Source organism: Chryseobacterium sp. WX, assembly GCF_029542485.1.
In the GTDB taxonomy this organism is placed as follows: Bacteria; Bacteroidota; Bacteroidia; order Flavobacteriales; family Weeksellaceae; genus Chryseobacterium; species Chryseobacterium cucumeris.
In genome coordinates, this window is record NZ_CP120710.1 from 851,665 (window position 1) to 878,011 (window position 26,347).

At 38.9% G+C, this 26,347-nt stretch carries 20 protein-coding genes; 18 read left to right on the forward strand and 2 right to left on the reverse strand.

Features of this window, described 5'->3' with window-relative positions; genetic code table 11:
- Positions 1 to 12 precede the first annotated feature (12 nt).
- Positions 13 to 996, forward strand: a complete 984-nt coding sequence (locus tag PZ898_RS03810; protein ID WP_277694839.1) for a hypothetical protein — start codon at positions 13 to 15, stop codon at positions 994 to 996.
- 74 nt (positions 997 to 1,070) lie between these two features.
- Here the strand turns inward: PZ898_RS03810 and PZ898_RS03815 are convergent, their stop codons facing one another.
- Both PZ898_RS03815 and PZ898_RS03820 read right to left on the reverse strand, forming a co-directional pair.
- Entirely contained in the window at positions 1,071 to 3,242 is a 2,172-nt protein-coding gene (locus PZ898_RS03815) for a S9 family peptidase (RefSeq protein ID WP_277694840.1), read from the reverse strand.
- A 20-nt stretch (positions 3,243 to 3,262) separates the two neighbouring features.
- Entirely contained in the window at positions 3,263 to 4,651 is a 1,389-nt protein-coding gene (locus tag PZ898_RS03820) for an aminopeptidase P family protein (RefSeq protein ID WP_277694841.1), read from the reverse strand.
- Positions 4,652 to 4,838: 187 nt separating this feature from the next.
- Here PZ898_RS03820 and PZ898_RS03825 point away from each other — a divergent pair, with 187 nt between their 5' ends.
- From PZ898_RS03825 to PZ898_RS03905, 17 genes are all read left to right on the forward strand, one after another.
- Positions 4,839 to 5,723 (forward strand): AraC family transcriptional regulator, encoded by an 885-nt coding sequence (locus PZ898_RS03825; protein WP_228432499.1) that lies wholly within the window; start codon positions 4,839 to 4,841, stop codon positions 5,721 to 5,723.
- Positions 5,724 to 5,815: 92 nt separating this feature from the next.
- A complete protein-coding gene (locus PZ898_RS03830; protein ID WP_277694842.1) occupies positions 5,816 to 6,739 on the forward strand; it encodes a dihydrodipicolinate synthase family protein in 924 nt (307 codons plus the stop codon).
- Positions 6,736 to 8,226, forward strand: coding sequence for an aldehyde dehydrogenase (NADP(+)) (locus tag PZ898_RS03835; protein ID WP_277694843.1), 1,491 nt, complete (start codon positions 6,736 to 6,738; stop codon positions 8,224 to 8,226). The genes PZ898_RS03830 and PZ898_RS03835 overlap by 4 nt, the downstream gene beginning before the upstream one ends.
- Entirely contained in the window at positions 8,223 to 9,221 is a 999-nt protein-coding gene (locus PZ898_RS03840) for a 4-hydroxyproline epimerase (protein ID WP_216444570.1), read from the forward strand. The genes PZ898_RS03835 and PZ898_RS03840 overlap by 4 nt, the downstream gene beginning before the upstream one ends.
- Positions 9,222 to 9,229: 8 nt before the next feature.
- The gene (locus PZ898_RS03845) at positions 9,230 to 10,495 is read left to right on the forward strand and encodes an FAD-dependent oxidoreductase (RefSeq protein ID WP_277694844.1); all 1,266 of its coding nucleotides are present in this window, start codon (positions 9,230 to 9,232) and stop codon (positions 10,493 to 10,495) included.
- Positions 10,496 to 10,576: 81 nt separating this feature from the next.
- Positions 10,577 to 12,721: a zinc-dependent metalloprotease gene (locus PZ898_RS03850; protein WP_277694845.1), complete on the forward strand. Its 2,145-nt coding sequence runs from the start codon at positions 10,577 to 10,579 to the stop codon at positions 12,719 to 12,721.
- A 114-nt stretch (positions 12,722 to 12,835) separates the two neighbouring features.
- Positions 12,836 to 13,330, forward strand: coding sequence for a GNAT family N-acetyltransferase (locus PZ898_RS03855; protein ID WP_277694846.1), 495 nt, complete (start codon positions 12,836 to 12,838; stop codon positions 13,328 to 13,330).
- Between the two features lie 268 nt (positions 13,331 to 13,598).
- The gene (locus PZ898_RS03860) at positions 13,599 to 14,015 is read left to right on the forward strand and encodes an Rrf2 family transcriptional regulator (RefSeq protein ID WP_062669451.1); all 417 of its coding nucleotides are present in this window, start codon (positions 13,599 to 13,601) and stop codon (positions 14,013 to 14,015) included.
- Positions 14,016 to 14,098: 83 nt separating this feature from the next.
- Positions 14,099 to 14,812, forward strand: coding sequence for a phosphoadenylyl-sulfate reductase (locus tag PZ898_RS03865; protein ID WP_277694847.1), 714 nt, complete (start codon positions 14,099 to 14,101; stop codon positions 14,810 to 14,812).
- A 12-nt stretch (positions 14,813 to 14,824) separates the two neighbouring features.
- Positions 14,825 to 15,733 (forward strand): sulfate adenylyltransferase subunit CysD, encoded by a 909-nt coding sequence (cysD, locus tag PZ898_RS03870; protein WP_062669446.1) that lies wholly within the window; start codon positions 14,825 to 14,827, stop codon positions 15,731 to 15,733.
- A 94-nt stretch (positions 15,734 to 15,827) separates the two neighbouring features.
- Positions 15,828 to 17,066 (forward strand): GTP-binding protein, encoded by a 1,239-nt coding sequence (locus PZ898_RS03875; RefSeq protein WP_277694848.1) that lies wholly within the window; start codon positions 15,828 to 15,830, stop codon positions 17,064 to 17,066.
- Between the two features lie 5 nt (positions 17,067 to 17,071).
- Positions 17,072 to 17,902, forward strand: coding sequence for a serine O-acetyltransferase EpsC (gene epsC / locus PZ898_RS03880; protein WP_120231170.1), 831 nt, complete (start codon positions 17,072 to 17,074; stop codon positions 17,900 to 17,902).
- Positions 17,903 to 17,929: 27 nt separating this feature from the next.
- Complete coding sequence (gene cysK, locus PZ898_RS03885) at positions 17,930 to 18,841, forward strand: cysteine synthase A (RefSeq protein ID WP_277694849.1); 912 nt, start codon at positions 17,930 to 17,932, stop codon at positions 18,839 to 18,841.
- 23 nt (positions 18,842 to 18,864) lie between these two features.
- Positions 18,865 to 19,710 carry a uroporphyrinogen-III C-methyltransferase gene (cobA, locus tag PZ898_RS03890; protein WP_216444562.1) on the forward strand — a complete coding sequence of 282 codons (846 nt, stop codon included), beginning with the start codon at positions 18,865 to 18,867 and terminating at the stop codon, positions 19,708 to 19,710.
- Complete coding sequence (locus tag PZ898_RS03895; protein ID WP_277694850.1) at positions 19,700 to 21,412, forward strand: flavodoxin domain-containing protein; 1,713 nt, start codon at positions 19,700 to 19,702, stop codon at positions 21,410 to 21,412. The genes cobA and PZ898_RS03895 overlap by 11 nt, the downstream gene beginning before the upstream one ends.
- A gap of 31 nt (positions 21,413 to 21,443) precedes the next feature.
- Positions 21,444 to 23,120, forward strand: coding sequence for an NADPH-dependent assimilatory sulfite reductase hemoprotein subunit (locus tag PZ898_RS03900; protein WP_277694851.1), 1,677 nt, complete (start codon positions 21,444 to 21,446; stop codon positions 23,118 to 23,120).
- 345 nt (positions 23,121 to 23,465) lie between these two features.
- A complete protein-coding gene (locus PZ898_RS03905; RefSeq protein ID WP_277694852.1) occupies positions 23,466 to 26,342 on the forward strand; it encodes a TonB-dependent receptor in 2,877 nt (958 codons plus the stop codon).
- The last annotated feature ends 5 nt before the right edge of the window (positions 26,343 to 26,347 follow it).

Sequence of the window (26,347 nt, forward strand, 5' to 3'; positions counted from 1 at the left end):
AATAAAACGGTAATGAACAAAATATTCTTTATACCCTTTACATTTGTTTCCTTCTTTTTATTTGCTCAAAGCAGAAATATAGGATTCAATACAGCTACATCGAGCGCCACTCTTGATGTTGTATCTAAAAACAATACTAGCACAACTAAAGCTTTGGAAATTAATGACTCCTCATCTTCAGAACTTATGAAAGTAATCAATACCGGAAATGTGGGAATTAATATAGGGACATCCACGCCCACAGCCCTATTACATGTAAACTCTGCCGGAGTACTTAATATAAGGCATGAAAATTTACCTGGACTTTCATCACCGGCTTATACTCCTCCTTTCAATAAATTAGGCGTGGATGCCTCCGGAAATAGTGCAATAATGCCAGTTACTGTTAAATATTTGTATTATCAGCAACTTTCAAAATATCCTGCCACCTATTCACTTTCTAACAACACCGGAGGATTTTCGCTATATGACCCCAATCAATATATCAATATTCCTATTATTAATGATGCCGGACTAAAAGGCAATAGCGCAGGATTTACTTTTGGTACAGATACTTCAGCAACAGTGAATGGTCAGTCGGTAAGTAATGTTAAATATATTGTAATTCCTGAGCCTGGCGTATATTCTTTTGAAGCCTGGGGATCAGTACGTTGCAACAGATATAATAACACTCAAAATTATAGTTTCTCCGGACAGATCAATATAAATACCGTTTTTGCCACAGCATCCGGCAGTACTTATACTTCTAATTCTGTTTCAAGAGGAATTATTACCGCAGGCAGGGATGATTCTGGAAATGCAACAAATACAGCTTATTCATTTTCAAATGCTCAGATCTTAATGCATACATTACAAACAACAGTACCCAATCAAAAAGTGGCACTTTTCCTTCAATATGTCAGTGGAGAACCCAATCAGTTAACCCACGATGAATGTTTTCTCAATATACCAACTGGTGGTGACACAAGTTACTATATCATCATTACTAAATCGTAGTTTACAATACCAGGTTTAATAACAAATACTCTTTAAATACAAAAACCTGCAATATTGCAGGTTTTTGTATATTTTTATCTTGCTCCCGGAGGGCAGTGTTCTTTTAAATACTTGGTAAACATAGTTGTCAGATGCAGCAAGGTTCCTTCACCTTCATTAATAGCGTGGCTACGGTTAGGATAAGACATCAGCTGAAATTGTTTGTTGTATTTCACCAGTTCGTTAATATAAACTTCCGTATTTTGGTAATGTACATTGTCATCACCTGTTCCATGAACCAACAGAAGATTTCCTTTTAAGTTTTTAGCATAAAACAATGGTGAGCCTTTCACAAAGTCTTCTCTGTTTTCCTGTGGAAGCCCCATATAACGTTCCTGATAGATATTGTCATAGAATAACTGGTTGGCAACCGGTGCAATAGCGATTCCAGTTTGGTAAATGTCAGGATACTGCCCCAAAAGATTCAGGGTAGAAGAGCCTCCGCCGCTCCAGCCCCATACGGCAACTCTTGAAGTGTCAATATAAGGCCATTTTTCAAATAAAGCTTTTGCTCCCATCGCCTGATCACGGATATTCATCTGACCTATTTTACGATAGACAGATTTTCTCCACTCACGTCCTCTCGGAGAAGGTGTTCCCCGATTTTCAAGAGAAACATATAAATAACCGTCTTCAGCCATATCTCCGGCATATAACCAATTCCAGCCGGTATAAAAATCATCTGTGACTGTTTGCAGAGCAGGCTCCCCATATACGTAGAAAACGATTGGGTATTTTTTATTAGGATTAAAGTTTTTAGGCTTTACTACCCAACCATCTAATGTAATACCGTCCTGGGTAGTAATCTGAAAAAATTCAGTTTTAGATTTTGCAGGATCTGCTTTTGCAGACCTCTTGGCAGCAACCAATTCTTTATGTTCCGGAAGTGATATCACTGCATCTGTGGAAAATGCATTGATGCTGTTATTGGTAAACATGGCAATTTTTCCATTGGGTGATATCGTATAAGTATTAGAGCCTGTATAGGATTCAGGGGTTACTTTTTGGGCTTTTCCTCCTTTCATACTTACTTTGTACAGGTATTTCTGAGTGGCATTATTCGGGGAAGCTAAAAAGTAAATCTGGTTGTTCTTAACATCAAAGAATTCTGGTTTAATTACATCGTAAGCATCTTTTGTAATTAAGGTCTCTTTACCGTTCATATCTATTTTATAAATATGTCTCCATCCGTCCTTCTCAGAAAGCCATAAAAATTCTCTACCATTATCAATCCAGTCCCAGCCTTTTGGATCGTTGTCATTCCATCGGGTTTTTATATCAATCCATGCCGCATCGCTTTCTGTGTGAATGACCTTACAGCTTCCGGAATTGGCATCTGCTACGATAATTTTACTTTGATTCTGCATTCTGTTCAGTTGCTGCAGAATAATGGATTTAGAATCCAGCACCCATTCCATTCTTGGAATATAGTTTTGCTTCTCATCCCCTGCAATATCGGCTTTCTTTGAAGATTGGGAAGCAAGATCATAAAACCAGATACTGCATCCGGAAGGATCTTCTCCCACCTTTGGATATTCTACCGGAACGGTAAAAGAATACAGACTGTCTGTATTATTGATCATCAGGAAGTTTTTCGTACCACGTGCATCCAGCTTCCAGTAAGCAATTTTACTGCCGTCCGGCGACCATCTGAAACCATCCTGGGTTCCGAATTCCTCTTCATATACCCAGTCAAAAGTTCCATTGATCATTCCGTCTGTACCATCTGTAGTGATCTTAGTCTGCTTATTGCTGGCAAGATCTTCCACATAAATATTATGCTTAGATACATAAGCTACTTTTTTGCCATCCGGAGAATACTTTGCAAACATCAGTGAGGAAGCAGGTAATCCTTTTCCCAATTGGGTAAGCTTTTTAGTATTTTTGTCGAAAATCCAGTAATCTCCTCGGGTATTATCTCTCCATACTTTCTTTGTATTGGCAAAAAGCAATAAACTTTTATCATCAGGAGATACCTGAAAACTCTGTACCTGTAAGGCTTCAGAACTTCCGGCAGGAATCAGTTCACTACTGTTTAAAAGCGTCTGATCTTTTCCGGGATGCAATAGATCAACAATTTCCACTCCTTTTTTAGTAAATGAATAATAAGCGTTGCCATCTGGAGTCCATTGTGTCTTCTGTGCCGCGAATGGTGACAAGCACAGGAAATACAAGGCAATAGCTGTTAGTTTTTTTATATTCTTCATAGATCGTATTTGAATTAAACTCAATGTTCAGCTCTGTAATTTTCAATTTCTTCAACGGTTTTAATTAATCCGTTACCTAAAAGTCTGTATCCGTTATCTGTGATCAGGAAATCATCTTCCACACGGATTCCTCCGAAATTCCGGTATTCATTTACTTTATCATAATTAATAAAGTCTACGTTTTTATTTTCAGCCTGCCAAATGTCAATCAGTTCCGGAATCATATAAATACCTGGTTCAACAGTTACAACAAAACCGGATTCCAAAGCTTTCCCTAAGCGTAAAGATTTCAGTCCGAATGTTTTGGTATCTTTTGGTTCTTCTTCTATATAACCGATATACTGTTCTCCAAGATCTTCCATATCATGTACATCAAGTCCCATCATATGCCCGAGTCCACACTGAAAGAATAGGGTATGAGCATGATTCTTTACAGCATCTTCAGGGTTTCCTTTCATCAATCCAAGATCGATAAGCCCTTCTACCAGGTGTTGTGCCGCTTTGAGGTGAATATCTTTAAATCGTATTCCCGGTTTCAAAAGGTTTTGAGCCTGATTAAAAGCGTTCAGAACCACTTCGTACATTTCCTTTTGCTTCGTTGTAAAAGTTTTCCCTACAGGAAAGGTTCTGGTAAGATCACCCGCATATCCCATTGCGGTTTCTGCTCCGGAATCATTCAGGAAAAGATCGCCTTCTTTTATGGTATTAAGACGATAATGGTTATGCAGAATTCCTCCGTTGATGGTCACAATAGGAGGATAAGACATCTGACATTCTTTATTCGCTGCAAGATACTGGATCGCGTTGGCAATTTCATATTCTTTCATTCCCGGCTTCGTTGCACGCATTGCCAGCAAATGCATTTCATTGGATACATTCACGGCCTGTTCAATCTGTATAATTTCCTGAGGCTCTTTGATGGAACGCTGTTTTACAATGGCTTTAATCATTTCCACAGATGGTTGCAGTTCTGCAATTTTAATCCCAAGAAGGTCTCCCAGTACAATTTTATTGGAAGACTGATAGGGAGGAAGATAATGTACTTTTCTTCCTGAAGCTTTTGCTTTTACAATATATTGAAAAAGATCTGCATAAGGTAAAGTTTCCTGTACTCCGGACTTCAGGCTTTTTTCTTTCAAGGTTTCCTGCCTGCCCATCCATACAATATCATCGATACTTAGTTCATCTCCGAAAACAATGGTCTTATTTTCATCAATATCGATAATAGCCGCAATGCGGGGTTCCTGAATTCCAAAATAGTATAAATAGGTACTGTCCTGACGGAAATAATAAGGATTATGTTCAAAGTTCACAGGATTCTCTATATTTCCAAGAAATAATAAGATTCCGTTAGAGACACTTCTTTGTAATACTGACCTTCTGTCTTGATAAGTTTGTGCTGAAAACATATATTATGAATACTTTTTATTTTAAAAGTTTAAAGTTACGATTTTGTACTATTTATAGTACTTTATTCATTAAAAATAAGAATATGTAAAATTTGGATTTTAATATGATATTTAATGTTCATATTTTGCTTAACTTCAGCAATATTTTAACCTTGCTAATCTAATAACCCGGTAAAGCTTTCATATTATGATGAAGAGTCTCCAGTTTTCTGTTCCTGCCGATACCAATAAAAGTATCCGCATTCAGGAAGATATAATGCCTAATTTCTATCCTTATTTCCATCGTCATACAGAAACACAGATCATGTGGATTCTTAGAGGGCATGGAACACTGGCCATAGAACAGAATCTCTTTAATTTCGAGGCAGGTGATATTTTCTATCTCGGAGCTAATCAATCCCATGTTTTCAGGGGTAGTTTTGAGAAAAACGAAAAGCAGAAAGTTCATGCTATTTCTATTTTCTTTGATCCTCATAAAAAGATTGCTGCATTTTTTGACTTACCGGAATTTGAAGAACTTAAAAACTTCATCAATCATTCAGAAGTGGGTTTCCAGGTAGCAGCCAAACTTAAAGAAAATATCGCAGGAGATATTGCTGCACTGCAAAAAACAAATGGTGTAGATCAAATTATTGATTTTATAAGGATTTTAAACCACCTTATGCAAAACAGGCATTTGCATATTCCTTTATCCTCAGAAAAAAATCTGCCTAATCCTGTTTCTGATACAGATCAAAGAATTATAAATGCACAGACTTTTATCAAGAAAAATTTTGCCCAACATAAACTAACCCTTGATCTTATTGCCAAAGAAGCCTGTATGACACCTCAGGCATTTTGCCGGTCTTTTAAAAAACGTACCCGCATCACTTATGTTGAATACCTTAATGAACTTCGTGTACAACGGGCCTGCAGACTATTGACAGCCAGTAATATGTATAGTATTTCTTCCGTTGCATTTAATAGTGGATTCAATAGCCTTACCAATTTTAACAGGGTTTTCAAATCCATTATGAAATATTCTCCTAAAGAATACCTGAAACACTACAAAGAAGCCACCATAGAGCAATAAAAAACAACATGTTAAAATACGGTGAGAACCTATTAAAATATTAACATTTACCGTTTTAAAATTCTGCTAGTTTTGGATAAATATTATTTGATATGAGTACAAAACTAAACTGGGAAGGTATTTATCCCGCTGTATTAACGCCTTTTACAAAAGAAGGTGAGATAGACTTTGACATGTTTGCCACCAATACAGAAGCCCAGATTGAAGCAGGAGTTCACGGGATTATCCTTGCAGGAACATTAGGAGAAGCCAGTGCTTTGGAAACAGAAGAAAAATTTGAACTGCTGAAATATGCCAAAAAGATAACACAGGGTAGAATTCCTGTCATTCTCAATCTTTCTGAAAACACCACCAGAAATGCAGTCAGCTTTGCTCTGAAGGCAAAAGAATTTGGGGCAGACGGGCTGATGCTTCTTCCTCCAATGCGTTACAAAGCTGATAATCATGAAGTTGTTGAATATTTCAAAGCAGTGGCTTCTGCTACAGATCTTCCGATCCTTATTTATAACAATCCTGTAGATTATGGTATATATGTTACTCTTGAAATGTTTGAAGAGCTTATTGAATATCCGACCATTCAGGCTGTAAAAGAATCGACAAGAGATCTGGCGAACGTAACCAGAATGATCAACCGTTTTGGAAAAAGGATCAAAATTCTTGGCGGGGTAGATACGATTTGTCTGGAAACCCTGATGCTTGGAGCAGACGGTCTTGTGGCAGGTCTTGTAGATGCGTTTCCTAATGAAACCATTGCAATGTACAACTATGTGAAAGCCAATGAATATGATAAAGCTGTAGCAATTTACAGATGGTTTATGCCATTGCTGGAGCTCGATATTCACCCTAAACTTATTCAGTATATTAAACTGGCTGCAACAGCAGAAGGGATAAGCAATCCTTATGTGAGAGCCCCACGTCTTGAACTTCATGGAGAGGAAGCTGAAAGAATTCAAAAAATCATTGAAGAGGGCAGAGCGAATCGTCCCGTATTATTAATTCCAGAACAACAAATATGATGGAAGAAACATCAACACAAAATATTGATAGAAGAATCCAAAAGGCTGCTGAAGCCTTTCAGTTTCTTAAAAACACGACAGTCATAGAACGGGCAGAATTTATGAATGCTGTCGCTGATCAAATCGAAGTATTAGGAGTAGAGCTTCTGGAAGTTACTCATCAGGAAACGTCATTGCCATTAGCCAGACTTATTGGCGAAAAAGTCAGAACAGTAGGACAATGGAGAAGCTATGCAAAAGCTGTTGCTTCCGGGATATATACAGAAGCCCGAATTGATCTTGCCCAGCCTGAAAAACAAAAAGGAGATCTCAGAAAATATAATGTAGGCATCGGACCTGTCGTTGTTTTCGGAGCCAGTAATTTTCCTTTTGCATTTTCTACTGCAGGAGGAGATACTGCCAGTGCTATCGGTGCGGGTTGTCCTGTCATTATAAAAGCACATCCGGCACATCCTCAGACTTCACAAATGATGGCTGATGCTATAACAGCCGTTGTTAAAGCCTTTGGATGGCCTGAAGGAGTTTTTAGTCATATTACCGGAACATCCTATGAGATCGGAGGTTATTTAACTCAGCATGAAGACATCAGGGCAGTTGCGTTTACCGGTTCCTTCAATGGAGGGAAGGCTTTGTTTGATATTGCTAACAGCCGTGAAAATCCTATTCCTGTATTTGCAGAAATGGGAAGCATCAATCCTGTATTTGCTTTTCAAAACTTGCTTGAAAACAAAGCAGAATCATTGGCAAAAGAATATAGTACTTCTTTAACGTTAGGAGCAGGACAGTTTTGCACCAATCCTGGAGTATTTATTGCTTTGAAAGGAAAGGCACTTGACCGCTTTATCAATGCTCTAAAAGAGGAAATTCAAAATGTGGCTCCCGCTACAATGCTTCACAAGGGGATATTGGAAAGTTTTGAAAAAAATAGAAATATTGCAACAGAGCAGACAGATATTGAAATAATTGCTTCATCAAATACAGACGCAGAAAATGATCAGGGAAGTGCTTCAGTGATAAAGACAAATGCTAAAACATTCCTGAATAATCCCGTCTTGAGTGAAGAAGTCTTTGGCCCGTTTGGTATTGTTGTAGCGTGTGAAACAGATGAAGAGATCATGAAGATTGCCCAGCAGCTAAAAGGACAGTTAACCATTACCATTGCAGCCACCGATGAAGATGTACGTAGTAATCCAATACTGATCAATATTCTCAAAGATAAATGTGGAAGGCTACTATTCAATGGAATGCCTACAGGAGTAGAAGTTGTATATGCCATGCAGCATGGTGGTCCGTTTCCATCTACTACTGATTCCCGTTTTACCTCTGTGGGGCCGGATGCTGTAAAGCGGTTCGTTCGTCCTATTTCTTTCCAGAACTGGCCGGATGAATTTCTACCCGATGAGCTTAAAAATGGCAATCCATTACAAATCAGCAGAATGGTGGATGGAGTAATGAATTCAGAATCTTTAAAATTACAGACCACATGAACAGAACTTTTTTTTGTATAGATTCTCACACCTGTGGATGTCCTGTACGTCTTGTTGCAGGAGGTGCACCTATTTTAAAAGGAAATTCCATGATGGAACGCAGGCTTCACTTCATGAAAGAATATGACTGGATAAGAAAAGGATTGATGTTTGAACCCCGTGGTCATGATATGATGAGCGGAAGTATGCTGTATCCTCCTGTCGATGAAAATAACGATATCGGAGTTTTATATATTGAAACCAGCGGATGTCTTCCCATGTGCGGACACGGTACCATTGGAACAGTTACCATTGCTATTGAGGAAGGACTTGTTGTACCTAAAATTCCGGGAAAATTACGTCTTGAAACCCCTGCAGGGCTTATTCTCATCGATTATATACAGGAAGGGAAAAAAGTAAAGTCTGTAAAGCTGACGAATATAAAATCTTTTCTCTATGCTGAAAACCTGGAAGTAGAATGTCCGGATCTTGGCTTAATAAGTGCTGATGTCGCTTATGGCGGAAACTTTTATGCTATTATAGATCCTCAGGAAAATTTCAGAGATATCTCTGATTTTACGGCCAGTCAGCTCATCCATTATGGAAAAATTATCAGAAAATTGCTCAACGAAAAATATGAATTCATCCATCCGGAAATTGAACATATTACAGGATTAAGCCACATTCAGTGGACGGGGAAACCTAAAGATCCTAAAGCCAGTGGAAGAAATGCAGTATTGGTGGGTGAAAATGCTTTAGACCGTTCGCCATGTGGTACGGGAACATCAGCAAGAATGGCCCAATGGTATGCTAAGGGAAAACTGAAGCAAGGGGAAGAATTTATTCATGAAAGCTATATCGGTTCCCAGTTTATCGGGAGAATTGAAGAGACTGCTACTTTAGATGGGAGACCAGCCATTATTCCGTCAGTAGAAGGCTGGGCAAGAATTACCGGATATAATCATATTATTATTGATGATGAAGATCCTTATTGGCAGGGTTTTCAGGTGATGTAAACAAGCATATGACACAGAATAAAGGAAAAGCACTGATTATCGGTGCAGGAATAGCAGGATTAAGCTCGGCGTACTATCTTTTACAGAAAGGATGGCAGGTGGAAATTCTGGAACAGAATGATCTTACCAACAACTGTTCTTATGGAAATGCAGGAATGATTGTGCCCAGTCATTTTACCCCGTTGGCCGCACCGGGTGTAGTTGCTCAGGGAATACGCTGGATGTTTGACAGTAAAAGTCCGTTTTATGTAAAACCTTCACCCAATTCCAGGCTGGTTTCCTGGGGATTGAAGTTTTTGAAACATTCCAACCAGAAACATGTTGATTACTCTGCTGCAGCAATCCGGGATCTTAATCTGGCAAGCAGCAAATTGTATGATGAAATTGCCCAAAAAGACGGATTTGATTTTGAACTGAATCAAAATGGTATTCTAATGCTCTATAAAACAGAGAAAGTGGCAGAAGAAGAGACAGAGTTGGCTTACAAAGCCATCAATATGGGATTATCTGTTGATATTCTGGATCAATCAGAAATTCAGGAGCTGGAGCCCAATGTCCGGCTGGATGTAACCGGTGGGGTTAATTATAAGTGCGACGGCCATATGAATCCCATGAAACTGATGAAACAAATGATCTCTTATCTTAAAAATAAAGGTGTCGTTTTTCATACTCATCATCAAGTAACGGGCTTTAAAACTTTTGGAAATACGATTAAAACGGTCATTGCCAATGGTAAAGAATTTACAGCCGACCAGTTTATCATGACAGGAGGTTCATTTTTACCTGAGCTTGCACAAAAAGCAGGTATTAAAATACAATTAATGCCCGGGAAAGGTTATTCGTTGATGTACCAACCGGAAAATCCGCATAATACATTAGAGCATGCCGCTTTATTACTCGAAGCTAGAGTAGCAGTGACTCCAATGAATGGACAGATCCGTTTCGGCGGAACGATGGAGCTGGCTTCCCATCAGGATAAAATTAATATGAAAAGGGTAGAAGGAATCATCCAATCCATCCCCAAATATTTACCCGATTTTAAGGTTGAATCCCCTAAAGAATCCGAAATCTGGTTTGGATACAGACCCTGCGCCCCGGATGGCCTTCCGTATTTAGGACAGTCTTCCCAATTGAAGAACCTGATTATCGCAGGCGGCGGCGGTATGATGGGACTAAGCCTAGGACCCATTTTTGGAAAAACAGTTTCAGAACTTGCCAATGACGAAAAGCCAACGGTTGATATAGAAATATTCAACCCTGATAGATTTAGTTAAAAAACATCACATAACACACCAAATTAAAGCTAAAACAATTTGATTACTTAAATAATTTATTAACAACCAAATCCAAAATTTATGAAAAAATTTAAATTACTACTAATTGTTTCCCTATTTCCAGTAATAGGTTTTGCTCAGGAAAACAGACCTCGTGAGTGTAAAGCAGATGAAATGATGAAAAAACATTTTGAACTGCACCCTGAATCTAAGGCTGAATATGAAAATTTTGAGAAATACACTCAAGATTTCGTAAAAAAAATGGGATCAGACAAAAATTCATTGAATAATAGGGCCAGCAATCCAACCTACATCATCCCTGTGGTTTTTCATGTGTATGGAGAATCTCAAAGTAATGTAAAAGTAAATTACCAAAAAGTAGTTGACTTACTGCAACAAATCAACTTAAATTTCAATGGAATCAACACGGATTCAAATACCGTTGATCCTGATTTCCAATCTATCAGAGGAGCATTAAGTATTGAATTTCGATTAGCTAAAATTGATCCAACCGGAAAAGCAACAAGTGGAGTAGTATTTCACCCTTTCAAAGGCGGATATGGCAATGGAGGCGGATATGATGCACAAATTGGCGCAGATGCCTGGGATAATACAAAGTATATGAATGTGTATATCCAAAATGACTTGTATGCTAATAAAGATTTATATCAATCAGGAGTTGCCTGGTATCCGGATTCATACATGAGTTCAGTAAATACAGCCAGAGTGGTGTATAATGGACGTTATATATTTAATGCTGCAGGAACAGTGGCTTCAAACGAGTTTTCTGATACATTTACTCACGAATTCGGGCATTGGTTAAATCTTCAACACACGTTCAATGTTCTGTGTTCAACTTCGAACCCTGGTAATGATGGTGACGGAGTTGCTGACACCCCTGTAGAAAATGCTTCTTCCGGATTGGGATGTAACTCTGGAAACAATTGTCTTGGACAAAAAGTAAACGTTGAAAACTATATGGGATACAATGGTTCTTCCGGCTGTTATAAAATGTTTACCAATGGACAGGTTAACAGAATGCTGGCAGCATTAAACCATCCTTCGCGAATAAATTTATGGCAGCCTGCCAACTTAGCCGCAACCGGAGTTGCCAATACTCCACCAAGATTAGCCCTTAGCAACAGTACATTTACAGAGAACTTAAACAATAATGGAGTCGTGTCATTAGACGGAACAGTAGCATCTGCCCCTATATCAACGATTACGCTGAACGGAGCAACATTTGCCGTACCCAATGGAACAACTCTTACTGCAGGAAACCATTTCACGTCTTCATTACCAGCAGGATTAACTGCAAGTATAGTAGTTACAAGCTCTACGACTGCTACACTTACTATAAATGGTGCAGCAACCAGTCATTCTAAAAGTCAGGTCTTAAATTCATCAATTACGTTCCTGAATCCGGCTATAACAGGAGGCGTAACTTCATTAGGATCAACGACAGCTTTGGCCTTAACTTTTTCTTATAAAGATCCTTACAAAATAGTTACCGGAACTCCTCTGGAAAGTTATGCCAACCCAACACCAACAACAGTAACCACCAACTCAGGGGCAACCTGGAAATATTTTATCATTAACCCGGAGCTTAGTGATGATGCAGGGTATGGCGCCTGGTACTATGGAGCCAATCAATTAAAATTGGAAACTTATTGGAAAGGATTAGTGTGCCAAACAGGAACAAGAAATATTAGTTTAATTCCAGCCTGTACCACCATAACGAATGCAAATAATATAGGGTATCCAACTTGGACTCCCGGACAACTGGATGTGTATACTCCTACCTATACTACCTGGTCTGGTAAAACCGCTTATGTTGGTTTTAGAAACCAATTCGATGGCTACGATATTAACGGCTATTTCAAAGTGAGCGTTGGGGCCAATGGTTCAAATTATTCTGTCACTGAGTTTGCATACAACACACAACCATATGGAAGTATTACAACACCTTGTACACTATTATCCACTGCAAATGTTGATACAACAAACACAGAAACATCTATCTATCCAAATCCGGTTTCTGATGTTTTGACAATTAAAACAAAGGGGGAAATCAAATCAATTTCTGTCTACGACATGTTTGGAAGAAAAATGAATGCTAAAGCTATTGGTGATAAGGTTGACGTTAAACACTTCCTAAGCGGAACTTATTTGATTGATATTGAAACCTCTTTAGGGAAAACTTCTCAGAAATTCATTAAAAAATAGTATTACTATTCATATACAGTTGATTGGGCTTCATTGTAAGCCCAATTTTTTTATCCTGTTTATGAGCAGTTCTTCATTTATTTATGTAATTTTATTCTTTGATAACAATATTCAATGCATTATAAAAACGACAGGATCATTATCCGTGAATTTACCCCTGAAGAATTTTCATTATTTTCCACTCTTTTTGAAAATGAAAATGTAACCCGATATCTGCCCTACAAAACCCCGGAAGAATATAAAGAAATGTTTGACAAAGCATTGGCAGATTATGAAGGGGGACCATTCAGCAGATGGGGAATTTTCCAAGCCCAGAACAATGATTTTGTTGGAATGTGCCTTGCCAGAATCTTTCTCGACAATCCTGATCAGATGGAAATAGGCTATACTTTAGATGAAAAATACTGGGGTAAAGGTCTCGGAACGGACGTCTGTAAAACACTTGTTGACCACTGTTTATCAATAAATCATCAGAAAGATATCGTAGCAGTAACTGATCTTGATAATATCGGGTCCCAAAAAGTACTTTTGAAAAGCGGCTTTAAAAGAGTTGAAAATCTAAAACGGGAGGATAGGGAACTGGCGTACTTTGTTTTACAGAAAGAGTAAACTTATAGCTCATATTACAAACGGAGGGCTTAGAATTCCCCTCTTGTGGATGGTTAGCTTTTCCCACAGATTTCACGGATTTACACAGATGTTTGTGTATTATAAAAATCTTCGATTTTTAAACTTAAGTGAACTTCTTAGCAGTTTATCTGTACTTAAAATCAACTTAAGTGTTTTTATCTTTTGTGGCTTTTGTGGTTAAAATACAAAGTTTTCAGCTATAAAAACATTTCATTTATCAGATAATTTATCATAACTTGCAGAAATTATGATGTCGAAACGTTGCAAATATGCGCTTAAAGCAATGGTCAGATTAGCAAGGAATTATAACCAGGGCTTTCTGCCAACTTCCGTTATTGCACAGGACGAAAACATTCCCAAGAAATTTCTGGAACAGATTCTTCTCGAACTAAAAAGAGCCAAACTCGTTAACAGCAAGCAAGGCAAAGTAGGCGGGTATTATCTTTTAAAATCACCCGATGAGGTCTCATTAGCAGACATTTACCGAATTTTTGACGGCCCGATCGCTCTTACGCCATGCGTTTCTTTAAATTTTTACGAAGCATGTGATGATTGTGTAGACGAAGCAGTATGCTATCTGAGGAAAGAACTTATGATCGTTCGTGAAAAGACCAGAAAAAGCATGATGGAAGCTACCTTAACCAAGTTCATCAATAAAGAATAAAATTTTTTTTATTTAAATTCTACTATTTTGATAGGAGTTATAGAATTTTATATATATTTGCAAGACTTAAATCTCAATTCAAAATGGAAAACAGTCTGAAAAATGAATTCGAAAATCTTGTGAAAGAGGCTGATGAAGCTTCTTTCCAAACTAATGCACTGCAAATACTGACTGAAAGATTCCCGGGTAAAGTGATCTTTTCAACCAGTTTCAGTTACGAGGATCAGGTCATCACTCATCTGATTAAAGATTTAAATATTGAAATATTCACCCTGGATACGGGAAGACTTTTTGAACAGACTTATGAAACCTGGACTTCCACCAAGGCTTTCTTTAAAAAGAACATTAAAGCCTATTATCCGGATACGGACGAGCTCAGAGAATTTGTCACAGAAAACGGCCCTGATTCCTTCTATCAATCTGTTGAAAAAAGGAAAGCATGCTGTACCATCCGAAAGGTTCATCCTTTAAGAAAAGCACTGGAAGGCTATGAAGTATGGATCACAGGTCTGAGATCCGAACATTCTCCCAACAGACAGAATATGCCTCAGCTGGAGTGGGATCCTGATAACAGAATCATAAAATTTCATCCCATCCTTCACTGGACGACAGAGCAGGTGACAAAGTATGTAAAAAATCATCATTTACCTTACAATCACCTTCATAAAGAAGGATTTGTGAGCATAGGATGCGAGCCCTGTACCAGAGCGATCAAAGAAGGAGAAGATTTCAGAGCAGGCCGTTGGTGGTGGGAAGATGCCAACAAAAAAGAATGCGGTCTGCATATTCATCAATAAAAAAAGAAAAAAATGTCAATACATCATTTAAATTATTTAGATCAGTTAGAAGCCGAATCTATTTATATATTAAGAGAAGTCGCAGGCCAGTTTGAACGTCCGGCGTTGTTATTCAGTGGAGGAAAAGACAGTATCGTACTGGCGCATCTGGCAAGAAAGGCCTTCTTCCACGGAAAAATTCCGTTTACATTTGTTCATGTAGATACGGGACACAACTTTCAGGAGGTTTTGGATTTCCGTGATCAGCTGGTGGAACAGCTAGATGTGAATCTGGTCGTTAGGAAAGTGGAAGACACGATAAAAAGTAAAAAACTGACTGAGGCTAAAGGTAAATTCCCAAGCAGAAACTGGCTGCAAACCTATACGCTTCTTGATACGATTGAAGAATTTGAATTTGATGCCTGCATAGGAGGAGCCAGAAGAGATGAGGAAAAAGCCCGGGCCAAAGAAAGGATCTTCTCCGTTCGTGATGAATTCGGGCAGTGGGATCCTAAACTTCAGCGTCCTGAACTTTGGAATATCTTTAACGGAAAGATTCACAAAGGAGAAAATGTAAGGGTTTTCCCAATCAGCAACTGGACAGAGCTTGACATCTGGAATTATATCCGAAGAGAAAAAATTGCACTTCCTTCCATCTATTTTTCGCATGAAAGAGAAGTAATCGATTTCAACGGACAGTGGCTGGCCAATTCTTCCCATGTGGTTTTAGAACCGGAAGACGTCATTACTACTAAGAAAATCCGTTACCGCACCGTAGGAGATATGACCTGTACCGCAGCTGTGGAATCTAATGCTGTTACGATAGATGCCGTTATCGAAGAAATCGTAGCGACAAGAATCTCAGAGCGTGGCGAAACCAGAATTGATGACAGGGTAACAGAAGCCGCTATGGAGGACAGAAAAAAAGGAGGCTATTTTTAGTCAATGATAAAAGATAATTGATTAATGATTACACAAAGTATTTTCATCAATTATCATTCATAATTTATCACTTATCATTTATAATTACAATCGGATGGATATATTAAGATTTATAACAGCAGGAAGCGTGGATGACGGTAAAAGTACCCTTATCGGGAGACTGCTTTACGATAGCAAAAGCATTTTACAGGACCAGTTGGAAGTCCTTGAAAAACATTCTAAAAACAAAAATGAAGACGGAGTAGACCTTGCTCTTTTAACAGATGGTCTGCGTGCAGAAAGAGAACAGGGAATCACCATTGATGTTGCCTACCGCTATTTTTCAACGGCAAAAAGAAAATTTATCATCGCTGATGCTCCCGGTCATGTACAATACACCCGGAATATGATCACCGGAGCATCCAACTCAGATCTGATGGTTATTCTGATTGATGCAAGAAAAGGAGTGATTGAACAGACCAGAAGGCATTCCATCATCGCCTCTTTATTACAATTAAAGAAAGTAGCTGTAGCCATTAATAAAATGGATATGGTAGATTATTCGGCAGAAATTTTTGAAAATATAAAATCAGAATATGCAAAAATTGCAGAAAATCTTGGACTGAATGATGTAAGTTATTTCCCGATCTCTGCATTAAAAGGAGATAATATTGTTTCAAAATCTTCCAGAACAGACTGGTATGAAGGAAATTCTTTACTGGAATATCTTGAAGAAGTAACGATCAATGAAGAAAAAAATAACGGAAGCCGTTTTCAGGTTCAGTACGTGATTCGTCCTCAAACCGAAGAACTGCATGATTACAGAGGATATGCCGGACAAATATTAAGCGGAAAGTTCACCAAAGGAGATAAAATCCATATACTTCCTGCAAACCTGGCCACTGAAATCACCAAAATTGAGATCAATGGCATTGAAAAAGAAGAAGCCTTTGAAGGCCAGCCAGCCGTTATTCATCTTGCTCATGACGTTGATATCAGCCGTGGAGATATTTTTGCCACGGAAGAACATATTCCGGCCGTTGAAAAAGATCTTGAAATTCTTTTATGCTGGCTGGATCAGAAACCTTTGCAGCCAGGAAACAAATACCTTTTGCAGCAAAACAGCAGACTGATAAAAGCAGTAGTAAGAGAGGTTGATTACAAGATCAATGTGAATACTCTTATAAGGGAACAGGCCGATGGAGAGATTAAACTGAATGAAATTGTGAAAGTTACCCTGCGAACGGCACAGCCTTTGGTCTATGACAGCTTTACCAATAACAAAACAACGGGCTCTGCCATTCTGGTGGATGAAACGTCCAATTCAACGGTAGCAGCCTGTATAATTCAATAGAAAAAATGGCAATTTCCGATCAATTAACAGAGAGAATTCATCAGACTAAGCAAAACAGTATTCATGGATTCTTTGATAAAATAAAGACTAAAAAGTGGGTGAAGGATTTGTATGAAACACTTTTCCTTCCTCAGCATGACAATACTGAAGATGAGCTGAAAAGAAATTTTGAGGCACTGCAGGAAACACTTTCAGAACTTATCAATACGGTAACAGGAGATAAAACCCTTACTGAAAAACAGGTTAATCGGTTTTTTGAAGCTTTACCAGAAATTTATGATCAGCTGGTGCTGGATGCAAAATCCATTCTGGAATTTGATCCTGCTGCTGACTCACTGGAAGAAGTATACCTGGCATATCCCGGCTTTTTTGCCACGTATGTCTATCGTATCTCGCATCAGCTCTGGAGTCAGAAAGTGAAAATTTTACCAAGGGTCATCTCAGAATATGCCCACAGCAAAACCGGAATTGATATTCATCCGGGAGCTACCATTGGAAAGTCTTTTTTTATTGATCACGGAACGGGAATTGTGATCGGAGAAACAACGGTTATCGGAAATAATGTCAAAATCTATCAGGGAGTAACCCTCGGAGCTTTGAATGTTTCCAAAGAAAAAGCCCATCAGAAAAGACACCCCAATATTGAAGATGATGTGATTATCTATTCGGGAGCTACTATTCTGGGAGGCGAAACTACAATAGGCAGAGAAAGTATTATCGGAGGAAATGTCTGGGTTACACAGGATGTTCCTGCCAACTCTCTGGTCTACCACAAAAGTGAAATAAAAATAAAGGATAATTCTTCATTACCGGAATCATTAACCTTTGTGATCTAAAAAAACAAAAATAAAAAGTACATTGATATGAAATTTCAGAATGCATTAGAAACGATCGGGAATACACCCGTCGTGAAAATCAACAAACTCTTCGGTTCAGATCATGAAGTCTGGATCAAACTTGAAAAAAACAATCCGGGAGGAAGCATTAAAGACAGAATCGGACTGGCGATGATTGAAGATGCAGAAACCAAAGGATTATTAAATAAAGACAGCGTCATCATAGAACCTACCAGCGGAAATACAGGAATAGGTCTTGCTTTGGTGGCTGCCGTAAAAGGATATAAACTGATCCTTGTGATGCCTGAAAGCATGAGTATAGAGCGCCGTAAAATTATGGAAGCCTACGGAGCAGAATTTGTGCTTACTCCAAGAGAAAAAGGAATGAAGGGCGCTATCGAGAAAGCTAATGAACTGGCTGAAGAAACACCCAATTCATGGATTCCAAGACAGTTTGACAATCCTTCCAATGTAAAAGTACATGTAGAAACCACCGCTCAGGAAATTTTAAAAGACTTTCCGGATGGTCTGGATTACATCATTACCGGAGTGGGAACCGGAGGGCACATTACCGGAATAGCAAAAGTGGTTAAAGAAAAATATCCCAACGTAAAAGTAATAGCTGTAGAGCCGGAATTATCACCTGTATTAAGCGGAGGAAGCCCGGCGCCACATCCATTGCAGGGATTGGGAGCAGGTTTTGTTCCTTCCATTCTGGATATTACCCTTTTAGATGGAGTGATTACAGTAGGCAAAGAAGAAGCTTATGAATATGCCCTTAACGCAGCTAAAAAAGAAGGTCTTTTTGTCGGAGTTTCCACAGGAGCCGCTTTAGCAGCCATCGCCAAACATTTACCGGAAATACCACCTAACGCTAAAATCCTGACAATTAATTACGATACCGGAGAGAGATATCTGTCGGTAGAAGGACTTTTCTAATTCCTTAATTAACAACTACTTCAATGAAAACAAATATAAAATCACCAAAGGTCTTCCTTATCGGTGCAGGGCCCGGCAACCCTGAACTGATAACTGTAAAAGCTGTAAAAGCAATCGCAGAAGCAGACGTTGTTTTATGCGATCGTCTTGTAAGTCCTGAGATTCTGGAAACCTACGTCAATAAAGACACAGAAATTATTTATGTAGGGAAAGAATGCAGCAAAAATGCTTCCACCCCTCAGTCTCATATCAATACTTTAATGGTGGAATATGCCCGCCAGAATAAAACCATCGCAAGACTAAAAGGAGGGGATGTTTCCATATTCTCGAATATTCTTGATGAGTTACAGGCTTTAAAAGAAAATCATATTCCTTACGAAATCATTCCGGGAATTACAGCCGCTTTAGGTGCAGCCGCCTTTGCAGGGATGCCTTTAACGGCCAGAGGATATTCCACATCCGTTCGTTTTCTGACCTACTATAAATCAGAGATTGTAACTGAAGAGTATTGGAAAGAACTTGCTCTCACCAATGATACCCTTGTTTTCTATATGTCTAAAGGAAATCTTACTCCTCTTGTGGAAAAGCTGAAAGCACTTCAGATTTCAGGTGATAAAAAAATTGCAGTCATTGAACAGGCTACGACTCCTTTCCAAAAGGTATACACGTCATCATTTGATGATTTTAACGAAAAATTCGGAGACAAAAACTTTGCTTCCCCTTCTTTGGTTGTGGTTGGCAAAATCGTCAATCTGCATGAAGAATTTTCATGGCTTGAAAATGCCGAGCAGGAAGGTCTTTATTTTAAATCAGTAGAAAACGGAAGTCTAATCCCTACTACTCAAAATTTCTTTGAATATGCTGTCTGAATCTAAATTAAATGTATTAAAACAAATCTCCGGAGACTTATCCAGAGACGAAGCCATCTGGGCAAGCGGATATCTTGCGGGTATTGCCGGAGGGTCATCAATTACAGCCGTTCTGCCACCACTGGAAACGAATACTACTACACAGAATCCTGTAAAGAAAATAACGCTGGCTTACGGTACAGAAACCGGAAACAGCAAAAAACTGGCCACTGCACTGGCAGGCATCGTAAAGAAAAAAGGGCTTCAGGTAAAGCTGGCTGACCTTTCCCAATACAAGCCTAAAGATCTTGCCAAAGAAGAGTTCTTTTTTGTCGTCATCAGTACTCAGGGAGAAGGTGAACCGCCTGCTCTTGCTAAAAAATTCTACGATTATATTCATGAAAATGAAATTGATCTCAGCGGACTTAGATACGGAATTCTGGCACTGGGAGACAGTAGTTATCCTCTGTTTTGCCAGACTGGAGAAGATGTCGATTCACGCTTTGAAATATTAGGTGCCCAGCGTATTATTCCATTGAAAAAGTGTGACATTGATTACGAACAGGAAGCTTCCCACTGGATAGAGCATGTATTTGAAACAGTTAATAAAAATGCGGGGCAGAGTACAAAAAATATTTCAGCCCCAAAAGTTTCCGCCGGAAGAAAAAGATATCAGGGGAAAGTTTCAGCCATTATCAATCTGAACGATATTACCTCAGAAAAAGAAACCTATCATATTGAAATTGAAACAGAAGAAGCGCTTAGTTATCAACCAGGTGCAGCTTTGGGAGTGATCCCTTTCAATTCAAAAGAGGTTGTAGATGAGATTATTACACTCACAGGAATTAATCCTAAAAAACAGGTTGAAACAGCAAAAGTTACAGACACTGTGGAAGAACTTCTACTCAAGCATCTTAACATCAGCTATTTACTTAAATCTGTAGTGGCTCAATATGCAAAAATAACAGGGCATTCCATTCCGGAAGTCAGATTAAGTCTTCTTGATCTTCTTAGAATTTATCCTGTAAAAAATGCAGACGAATTTGAAGAAATCTTACAGATATTAACCGCTCAGACACCACGTCTGTATTCGATTTCTTCCTCTGTGGAAGCTCATGGTGATATGGAAATTCATATTACGGTTGCTAAATCAGAATTTTTTATTGACCATCAGAAACATAATGGGTTATGCAGTGGCTTTCTGAGTGAATTTAAAGAAGGAGAAGAGTTGGAATTTTATATTCAGGAAGCAGGACATTTCAAATTGCCGGAAGCGGATAAAGATATCATCATGATTGGTCCGGGAACAGGGATTGCGCCTTTCAGATCATTCCTTTGGGAACGTGATGCCACAGGTGCAGAAGGAAGAAACTGGCTGTTTTTCGGAGACAGGAATTTTGTATCCGATTTCCTTTACCAGGCAGAGCTGCAGGATTTTCTCAAAACAGGCAGTCTGACCCATTTAGATCTTGCTTTTTCCAGAGATACGGCTGAAAAAGTATATGTTCAGCACAGGTTGGAACAAAAAGCCCAGGAAGTTTTTTACTGGCTTGAAGGCGGAGCATCGGTGTATGTATGTGGTGCTAAAGATCCAATGGCCCGTGATGTAGAACAAACGCTTCTCACCATTATCCAGACTGAAGGAAAACGCAGCAAAGAAGATGCTGTAACCTACCTGGAAGAAATGGAACTGAGCGGCAGATATGCTAAAGATGTGTATTAAAAAGTAGTCGTAAAAATTAAATGAAACAATTATGAACAACAATAAAGAGAACCTTTCACCGGTAGAAAAAATTAAAACCGGCAGTAACGGACTCAGAGGAACTTTAAAGGAAAGTCTTGCAGATAACTTCACCGGAGCCATCAGAGAAGATGACCAGACTGTGATCAAATTTCATGGAATGTACCAGCAGGATGACAGAGACCGCAGGGAAGAGCGTGTCTCCAAAAAACTGGAATGGCTGTATTCGTATATGATCAGATTAAGACTTCCCGGTGGTTTTTTAACTCCGGAGCAATGGGTAGGATTGAATGAAACGGCTGAAGATCATTCTACGGGAACGATAAAAGTGACTACCAGGCAAACCATTCAGCTGCATGGTATTTTAAAATCTCATTTAAGACCTACCATTCAAAGTTTCAATCTTCAGCATCTGGATTCAATTGCCGCTTGTGGAGATGTCAACAGAAACGTAACCTGTACAGCCAATCCTTCGGAATCCCCTTTACAGCAGGAAGCTTACGAACTGGCAGGAAAAATCAGCGAAATGTGTCTTCCGAAAACCAAAGCTTATTATGATATCTGGATTGATGATGAACTTCTGGTAGACCGTAAAGCAGAGGAAGATCCTTTGTATCAGGACAGATATCTTCCAAGAAAACTGAAAATTGGAATAGCCGTTCCTCCCAATAACGATGTGGATGTATTCATCAATGATATTGCCCTAATCGCGATTATCGAAAATGATAAAATCGTAGGTTACAATATTGCTGCCGGAGGGGGATTAGGTGCCACTCACGGAAATGAAGCCACGTATGCCCGTCTTGCTTCTATCCTTGGATTTGTGGATACCGAGGAAAAAGTATTGAAAGCCGTGTACGAAATTATAACGGTACAAAGAGACTTTGGTAACAGAAGCGACCGGAAATTATCAAGATTAAAATATACCATTGATAAATTAGGTATCGACCAGTATAGAGCTGAAGTAGAAAAGAGAGCAGGCTTCAGTTTTGAGCCGGCCCGCGAATTTAAGTTTACACAAAGAAAAGACCGTTACGGCTGGATACAGAATCATGAAGGAAAGTGGTTTTACACCGTATTTGTAGAGCATGGAAGAATCCTTGATATTGAAGGATATCCTTTAAAATCGGGACTATTAAAAATTGCACAGACAGGGAAAGCCAATTTCCGTTTTACCTGCAACCAAAACCTTATTCTTGCTGATATTGATGAAGAAGATAAGTCTGAAATCGAAGGTATTTTAAAAGAGCACGGAATTTCAGAACATACCGACAGAGCAAGTGCTTTACGTAAAAACTCTGTTGCATGCGTAGCCTTGAACACCTGTTCACTGGCTCTGGCGGAGGCCCAACGTTATCTGCCTTCCCTGGTCACCAAAATAGAACCTATCCTTGAAAAATATGGTTTGTTGGAAGAAGATATCACGATCCGTATGACAGGTTGTCCCAATGGCTGTGGAAGATCTCCCAATGCTGAAATCGGATTTGTAGGTACAGCTTATGGGAAATATAATCTTCACATTGGGGGAGACCGCTTAGGAATGCGACTGAATACAAAATTTAAAGAAAATATTGGTGAAGAAGAAATTCTGACCACTCTGGATGAACTTTTCGCGATTTACGTACAGAAAAGACTTGCAGAGGAAACATTTGGTGATTTTTCATACCGTTACTTACATACCTTAAATTAATTATATGGCTGATTTTCATTATGATCTGAAAAAAAACAAAAAAACTCAACCTCTTCATTTAAGCGGACGAATGTGTATGTGTTGTTGATTCTCAAATAACAATACAAACAAAGCTGTTTGAAATAGTAAGGCATCTTAGTTCACCACTTAAATAAATCAAACCATTAAGGAATTAAAGTTATTAAGTAAAGTTAAGGTAAAATCATATGATTTTTTAAGACCTGTTCTTTAGTGCGAAACATTCTTAAATACCTTAAAATCTTATCAACTCTTAATGGTTTAAAAACTTTATGTTTTATTTAAAAATTCAGGCAGCTTCATTCTCAACCTAAAAAATGAAGAAAAATGAAAAACAAAAAGCAGGGAAATTTTCTACCAAAAGCAGGCATTATTGCATTTACATTTCTATTTTTTGACCTGGCAGAAGCTCAGCAGCAGCTTATAGAGCTTAGCGGAAGCATCAAAAATACAGATACACGAAAAGGTCTTGACTCCGTAAAAGTACAGATTGAAAATACACAGGATAAAGCATTCACGGATCAGTTGGGTAACTTCAAAATCAGAACAAGAGTTACCATTCCATTTCGGGTGGTTGTTCAGAAAGATGGTTTTAGCAGTCAAACTGTTGAAATCCTTTCGCCTTCCAACAAAATAACGATAGGCTTAAACCCTCAAAATACCATTATTGATGATGTGGTAATTTCTGCCTCCAGAGTTCCGGAAAAAATATTAAGATCTCCGATCGCCATTGAAAAAATTGATATCAAAACCATCAGGGAAAGTCCGGCTGCTTCGTTTTATGAAACCCTGGAAAATGTAAAAGGACTACAGCTTTTAACCTCAAGCCTTACGTTGAAAATTCCTAATTCAAGAGGTTTTAATTCGCCCAATAATTTCCGGTTCATGCAGCTGGTAGATGGAGTAGATGTACAGTCGGCAACCTTGGGAGTGCCGCTGGGAAATGCTATAGGACCTACAGAACTGGATATTCAATCTATGGAAGTAACTCCGGGAGCGGCTTCTGCATTGTACGGAATGAATGCCATCAACGGACTGGCAAGTTTACAGACCAAAGATCCGTTTACCTCTGAAGGGATAAGTGTTTATTTCCGTGGCGGAGTAAATCATGTAGACAATGTCAATCATAAAATAAGTTCTCTGGGAGAAAGTGCCATTCGTTTTGCAAAGGTGATCAATAAGAACTTTGCTGTTAAAGTTAATGCCTCTTACTTCAGTGGAACAGACTGGGTTTCCAATAATCTGACAGATCAGAATCCAGGTTCATTGGTAACAGCCAATCCTAACTTTGCTTTGGCTAACAATCCGGCTGAAGATCTTTGGAATAAATACGGTGATGAAAGAAACAACCGTGTAGCTGTAAAAGTAGATTACAACGGAAAACCAACCACATTCAACGTTTCGAGAACCGGATATCTGGAAAAAGATCTGGTAAGCCCTGACGTGAAGAACATTAAGTTCGATGCTGGATTATATTATCGTTTCGGAGACCAGTGGAGAACATCTTATGTGTATCGCTACGGCTTGCTGGACGGAACTTTCCAGAGAGGGAATAAAATCCGTTTGCAGAATGCCACAGTTCAGAACCATAAAGTAGAACTGACAGGAAGAGAATTAACCTTCAGAGCTTATGTATCCATAGAAAATACAGGAGATTCTTATAATCTCAAACCTTTGGCAGATAATCTTGATCTGACGAATCTTTCCAATGCCAACTGGAAAAATATATTCCAGACCGCACTTCAGAACAGTCTGAATGCCGGAACCAATCTTAATGATGCTTTCATCCTTGCCCGTCGGGAAGCCGACAAAAACAGGGCAGTACCGGGAACTGCTGCTTTCGAACAGTTAAAAAATACCATCGTCGGCATTAATAACTGGGATTCAGCGAATGCAGGTGTAGCCGGAGCTCCCGCAACAGGTGGAGCGAAACTTGAACAGAAATCCCGCTTTTATCAGGGAGAACTTACTTATGATTTCAGTAGGTTTGTGAAGATATTCAGCCTTCTGGCTGGTGTGGATTACCGACTGTACAGCATTACTCCGGATGGAAACAATTTTGTCGATTTCAATCGTCCCGTGAACGAAAGAAACATTCCTTTAGCCAATGGTACTTTCGGGAAAGATGTTATCTATCAGAAATATGGGGCTTTTGCACAGATTACCAGGCTTTTCTTCGATGATAAAGTAAAAATTAATGCCGCTTTACGGATCGACAGAAACCCGGAATTTGAAGCCAAACTAAATCCAAGAATAAGTGTAGTGTATTCCCCATTAAAACAGCATAATTTCCGGGCCTCTTTTCAAAACGGCTATCGTTTTCCATCTTTATTTGAAGCCCTTTCATTCGTGAATAATGGAAACGTAAGAAGAGTAGGAGGCCTGTCCAAAGTAAATGACGGATTAGGCTATCTGGAAAACTCTTATACGCTGGCATCCATCGATAAATTTACCTCAGCAGTAAACGCTGATGTTGACGCAGGAAAAACCCAGGCTCAGGCAGCTCAGGATAACAAACAGCTTTTAACGGTAGCGAATCTTCAGAAATTACAGCCGGAGAAAATCAATTCGTTTGAAGTAGGGTATAAGTCTACTTTTTTCAATAATAAACTGGTGCTGGACTGGGATTTTTATTACAATATCTACGAAGGATTCCTTGGTCAGGTAGAAGTGGCTGTTCCTAAAAACAGCCAGGTAGGAAGCAATACCGCTGTTCTTGCCATGCTCGACAGAAGTAAACAGGACCGATACAGGGTTTATACCAACAGCAACAGTACCTACAAAAGCTACGGAACATCTTTAGGAATCCGATATAATATCACAGGAAATTACAATATCAACACCAATGTTTCCTATAATGATCTAGCTTCCAATAATAACTCAGATCTGTTTATTACAGCTTTCAACACTCCGAAGTGGATGGTAAATGTAAGCGTGGGAAACAGAGAGATTGTTAAAAATATAGGATTTACTCTTGTAGCCAGATGGCAGAGCGGTTTTATGTGGGAAAGCCCCTTAGCATCCGGAGAAATTCCCGCTTATTACACCATTGATGCACAGGCTACATGGAAACTGCCTGAAATCCATGCCAATATTAAGATTGGAGCTACCAATTTGCTGAACCGCCGTTACTTCCAGTATGCAGCAGGTCCTGAAATCGGAGGACTGTATTATCTCGCTTTTACCTATGACTTAAAACTGTAATCAGG

What these genes read in the sequence shown, in the direction of transcription:
- PZ898_RS03810 (WP_277694839.1), top strand. Translation starts at nt 13, where the DNA reads ATGAACAAAATATTCTTTATACCCTTTACATTTGTTTCCTTCTTTTTA.
- PZ898_RS03815 (WP_277694840.1), bottom strand. Translation starts at nt 3,242, where the DNA reads ATGAAGAATATAAAAAAACTAACAGCTATTGCCTTGTATTTCCTGTGC.
- PZ898_RS03820 (WP_277694841.1), bottom strand. Translation starts at nt 4,651, where the DNA reads ATGTTTTCAGCACAAACTTATCAAGACAGAAGGTCAGTATTACAAAGA.
- PZ898_RS03825 (WP_228432499.1), top strand. Translation starts at nt 4,839, where the DNA reads ATGATGAAGAGTCTCCAGTTTTCTGTTCCTGCCGATACCAATAAAAGT.
- PZ898_RS03830 (WP_277694842.1), top strand. Translation starts at nt 5,816, where the DNA reads ATGAGTACAAAACTAAACTGGGAAGGTATTTATCCCGCTGTATTAACG.
- PZ898_RS03835 (WP_277694843.1), top strand. Translation starts at nt 6,736, where the DNA reads ATGATGGAAGAAACATCAACACAAAATATTGATAGAAGAATCCAAAAG.
- PZ898_RS03840 (WP_216444570.1), top strand. Translation starts at nt 8,223, where the DNA reads ATGAACAGAACTTTTTTTTGTATAGATTCTCACACCTGTGGATGTCCT.
- PZ898_RS03845 (WP_277694844.1), top strand. Translation starts at nt 9,230, where the DNA reads ATGACACAGAATAAAGGAAAAGCACTGATTATCGGTGCAGGAATAGCA.
- PZ898_RS03850 (WP_277694845.1), top strand. Translation starts at nt 10,577, where the DNA reads ATGAAAAAATTTAAATTACTACTAATTGTTTCCCTATTTCCAGTAATA.
- PZ898_RS03855 (WP_277694846.1), top strand. Translation starts at nt 12,836, where the DNA reads ATGCATTATAAAAACGACAGGATCATTATCCGTGAATTTACCCCTGAA.
- PZ898_RS03860 (WP_062669451.1), top strand. Translation starts at nt 13,599, where the DNA reads ATGATGTCGAAACGTTGCAAATATGCGCTTAAAGCAATGGTCAGATTA.
- PZ898_RS03865 (WP_277694847.1), top strand. Translation starts at nt 14,099, where the DNA reads ATGGAAAACAGTCTGAAAAATGAATTCGAAAATCTTGTGAAAGAGGCT.
- cysD (WP_062669446.1), top strand. Translation starts at nt 14,825, where the DNA reads ATGTCAATACATCATTTAAATTATTTAGATCAGTTAGAAGCCGAATCT.
- PZ898_RS03875 (WP_277694848.1), top strand. Translation starts at nt 15,828, where the DNA reads ATGGATATATTAAGATTTATAACAGCAGGAAGCGTGGATGACGGTAAA.
- epsC (WP_120231170.1), top strand. Translation starts at nt 17,072, where the DNA reads ATGGCAATTTCCGATCAATTAACAGAGAGAATTCATCAGACTAAGCAA.
- cysK (WP_277694849.1), top strand. Translation starts at nt 17,930, where the DNA reads ATGAAATTTCAGAATGCATTAGAAACGATCGGGAATACACCCGTCGTG.
- cobA (WP_216444562.1), top strand. Translation starts at nt 18,865, where the DNA reads ATGAAAACAAATATAAAATCACCAAAGGTCTTCCTTATCGGTGCAGGG.
- PZ898_RS03895 (WP_277694850.1), top strand. Translation starts at nt 19,700, where the DNA reads ATGCTGTCTGAATCTAAATTAAATGTATTAAAACAAATCTCCGGAGAC.
- PZ898_RS03900 (WP_277694851.1), top strand. Translation starts at nt 21,444, where the DNA reads ATGAACAACAATAAAGAGAACCTTTCACCGGTAGAAAAAATTAAAACC.
- PZ898_RS03905 (WP_277694852.1), top strand. Translation starts at nt 23,466, where the DNA reads ATGAAAAACAAAAAGCAGGGAAATTTTCTACCAAAAGCAGGCATTATT.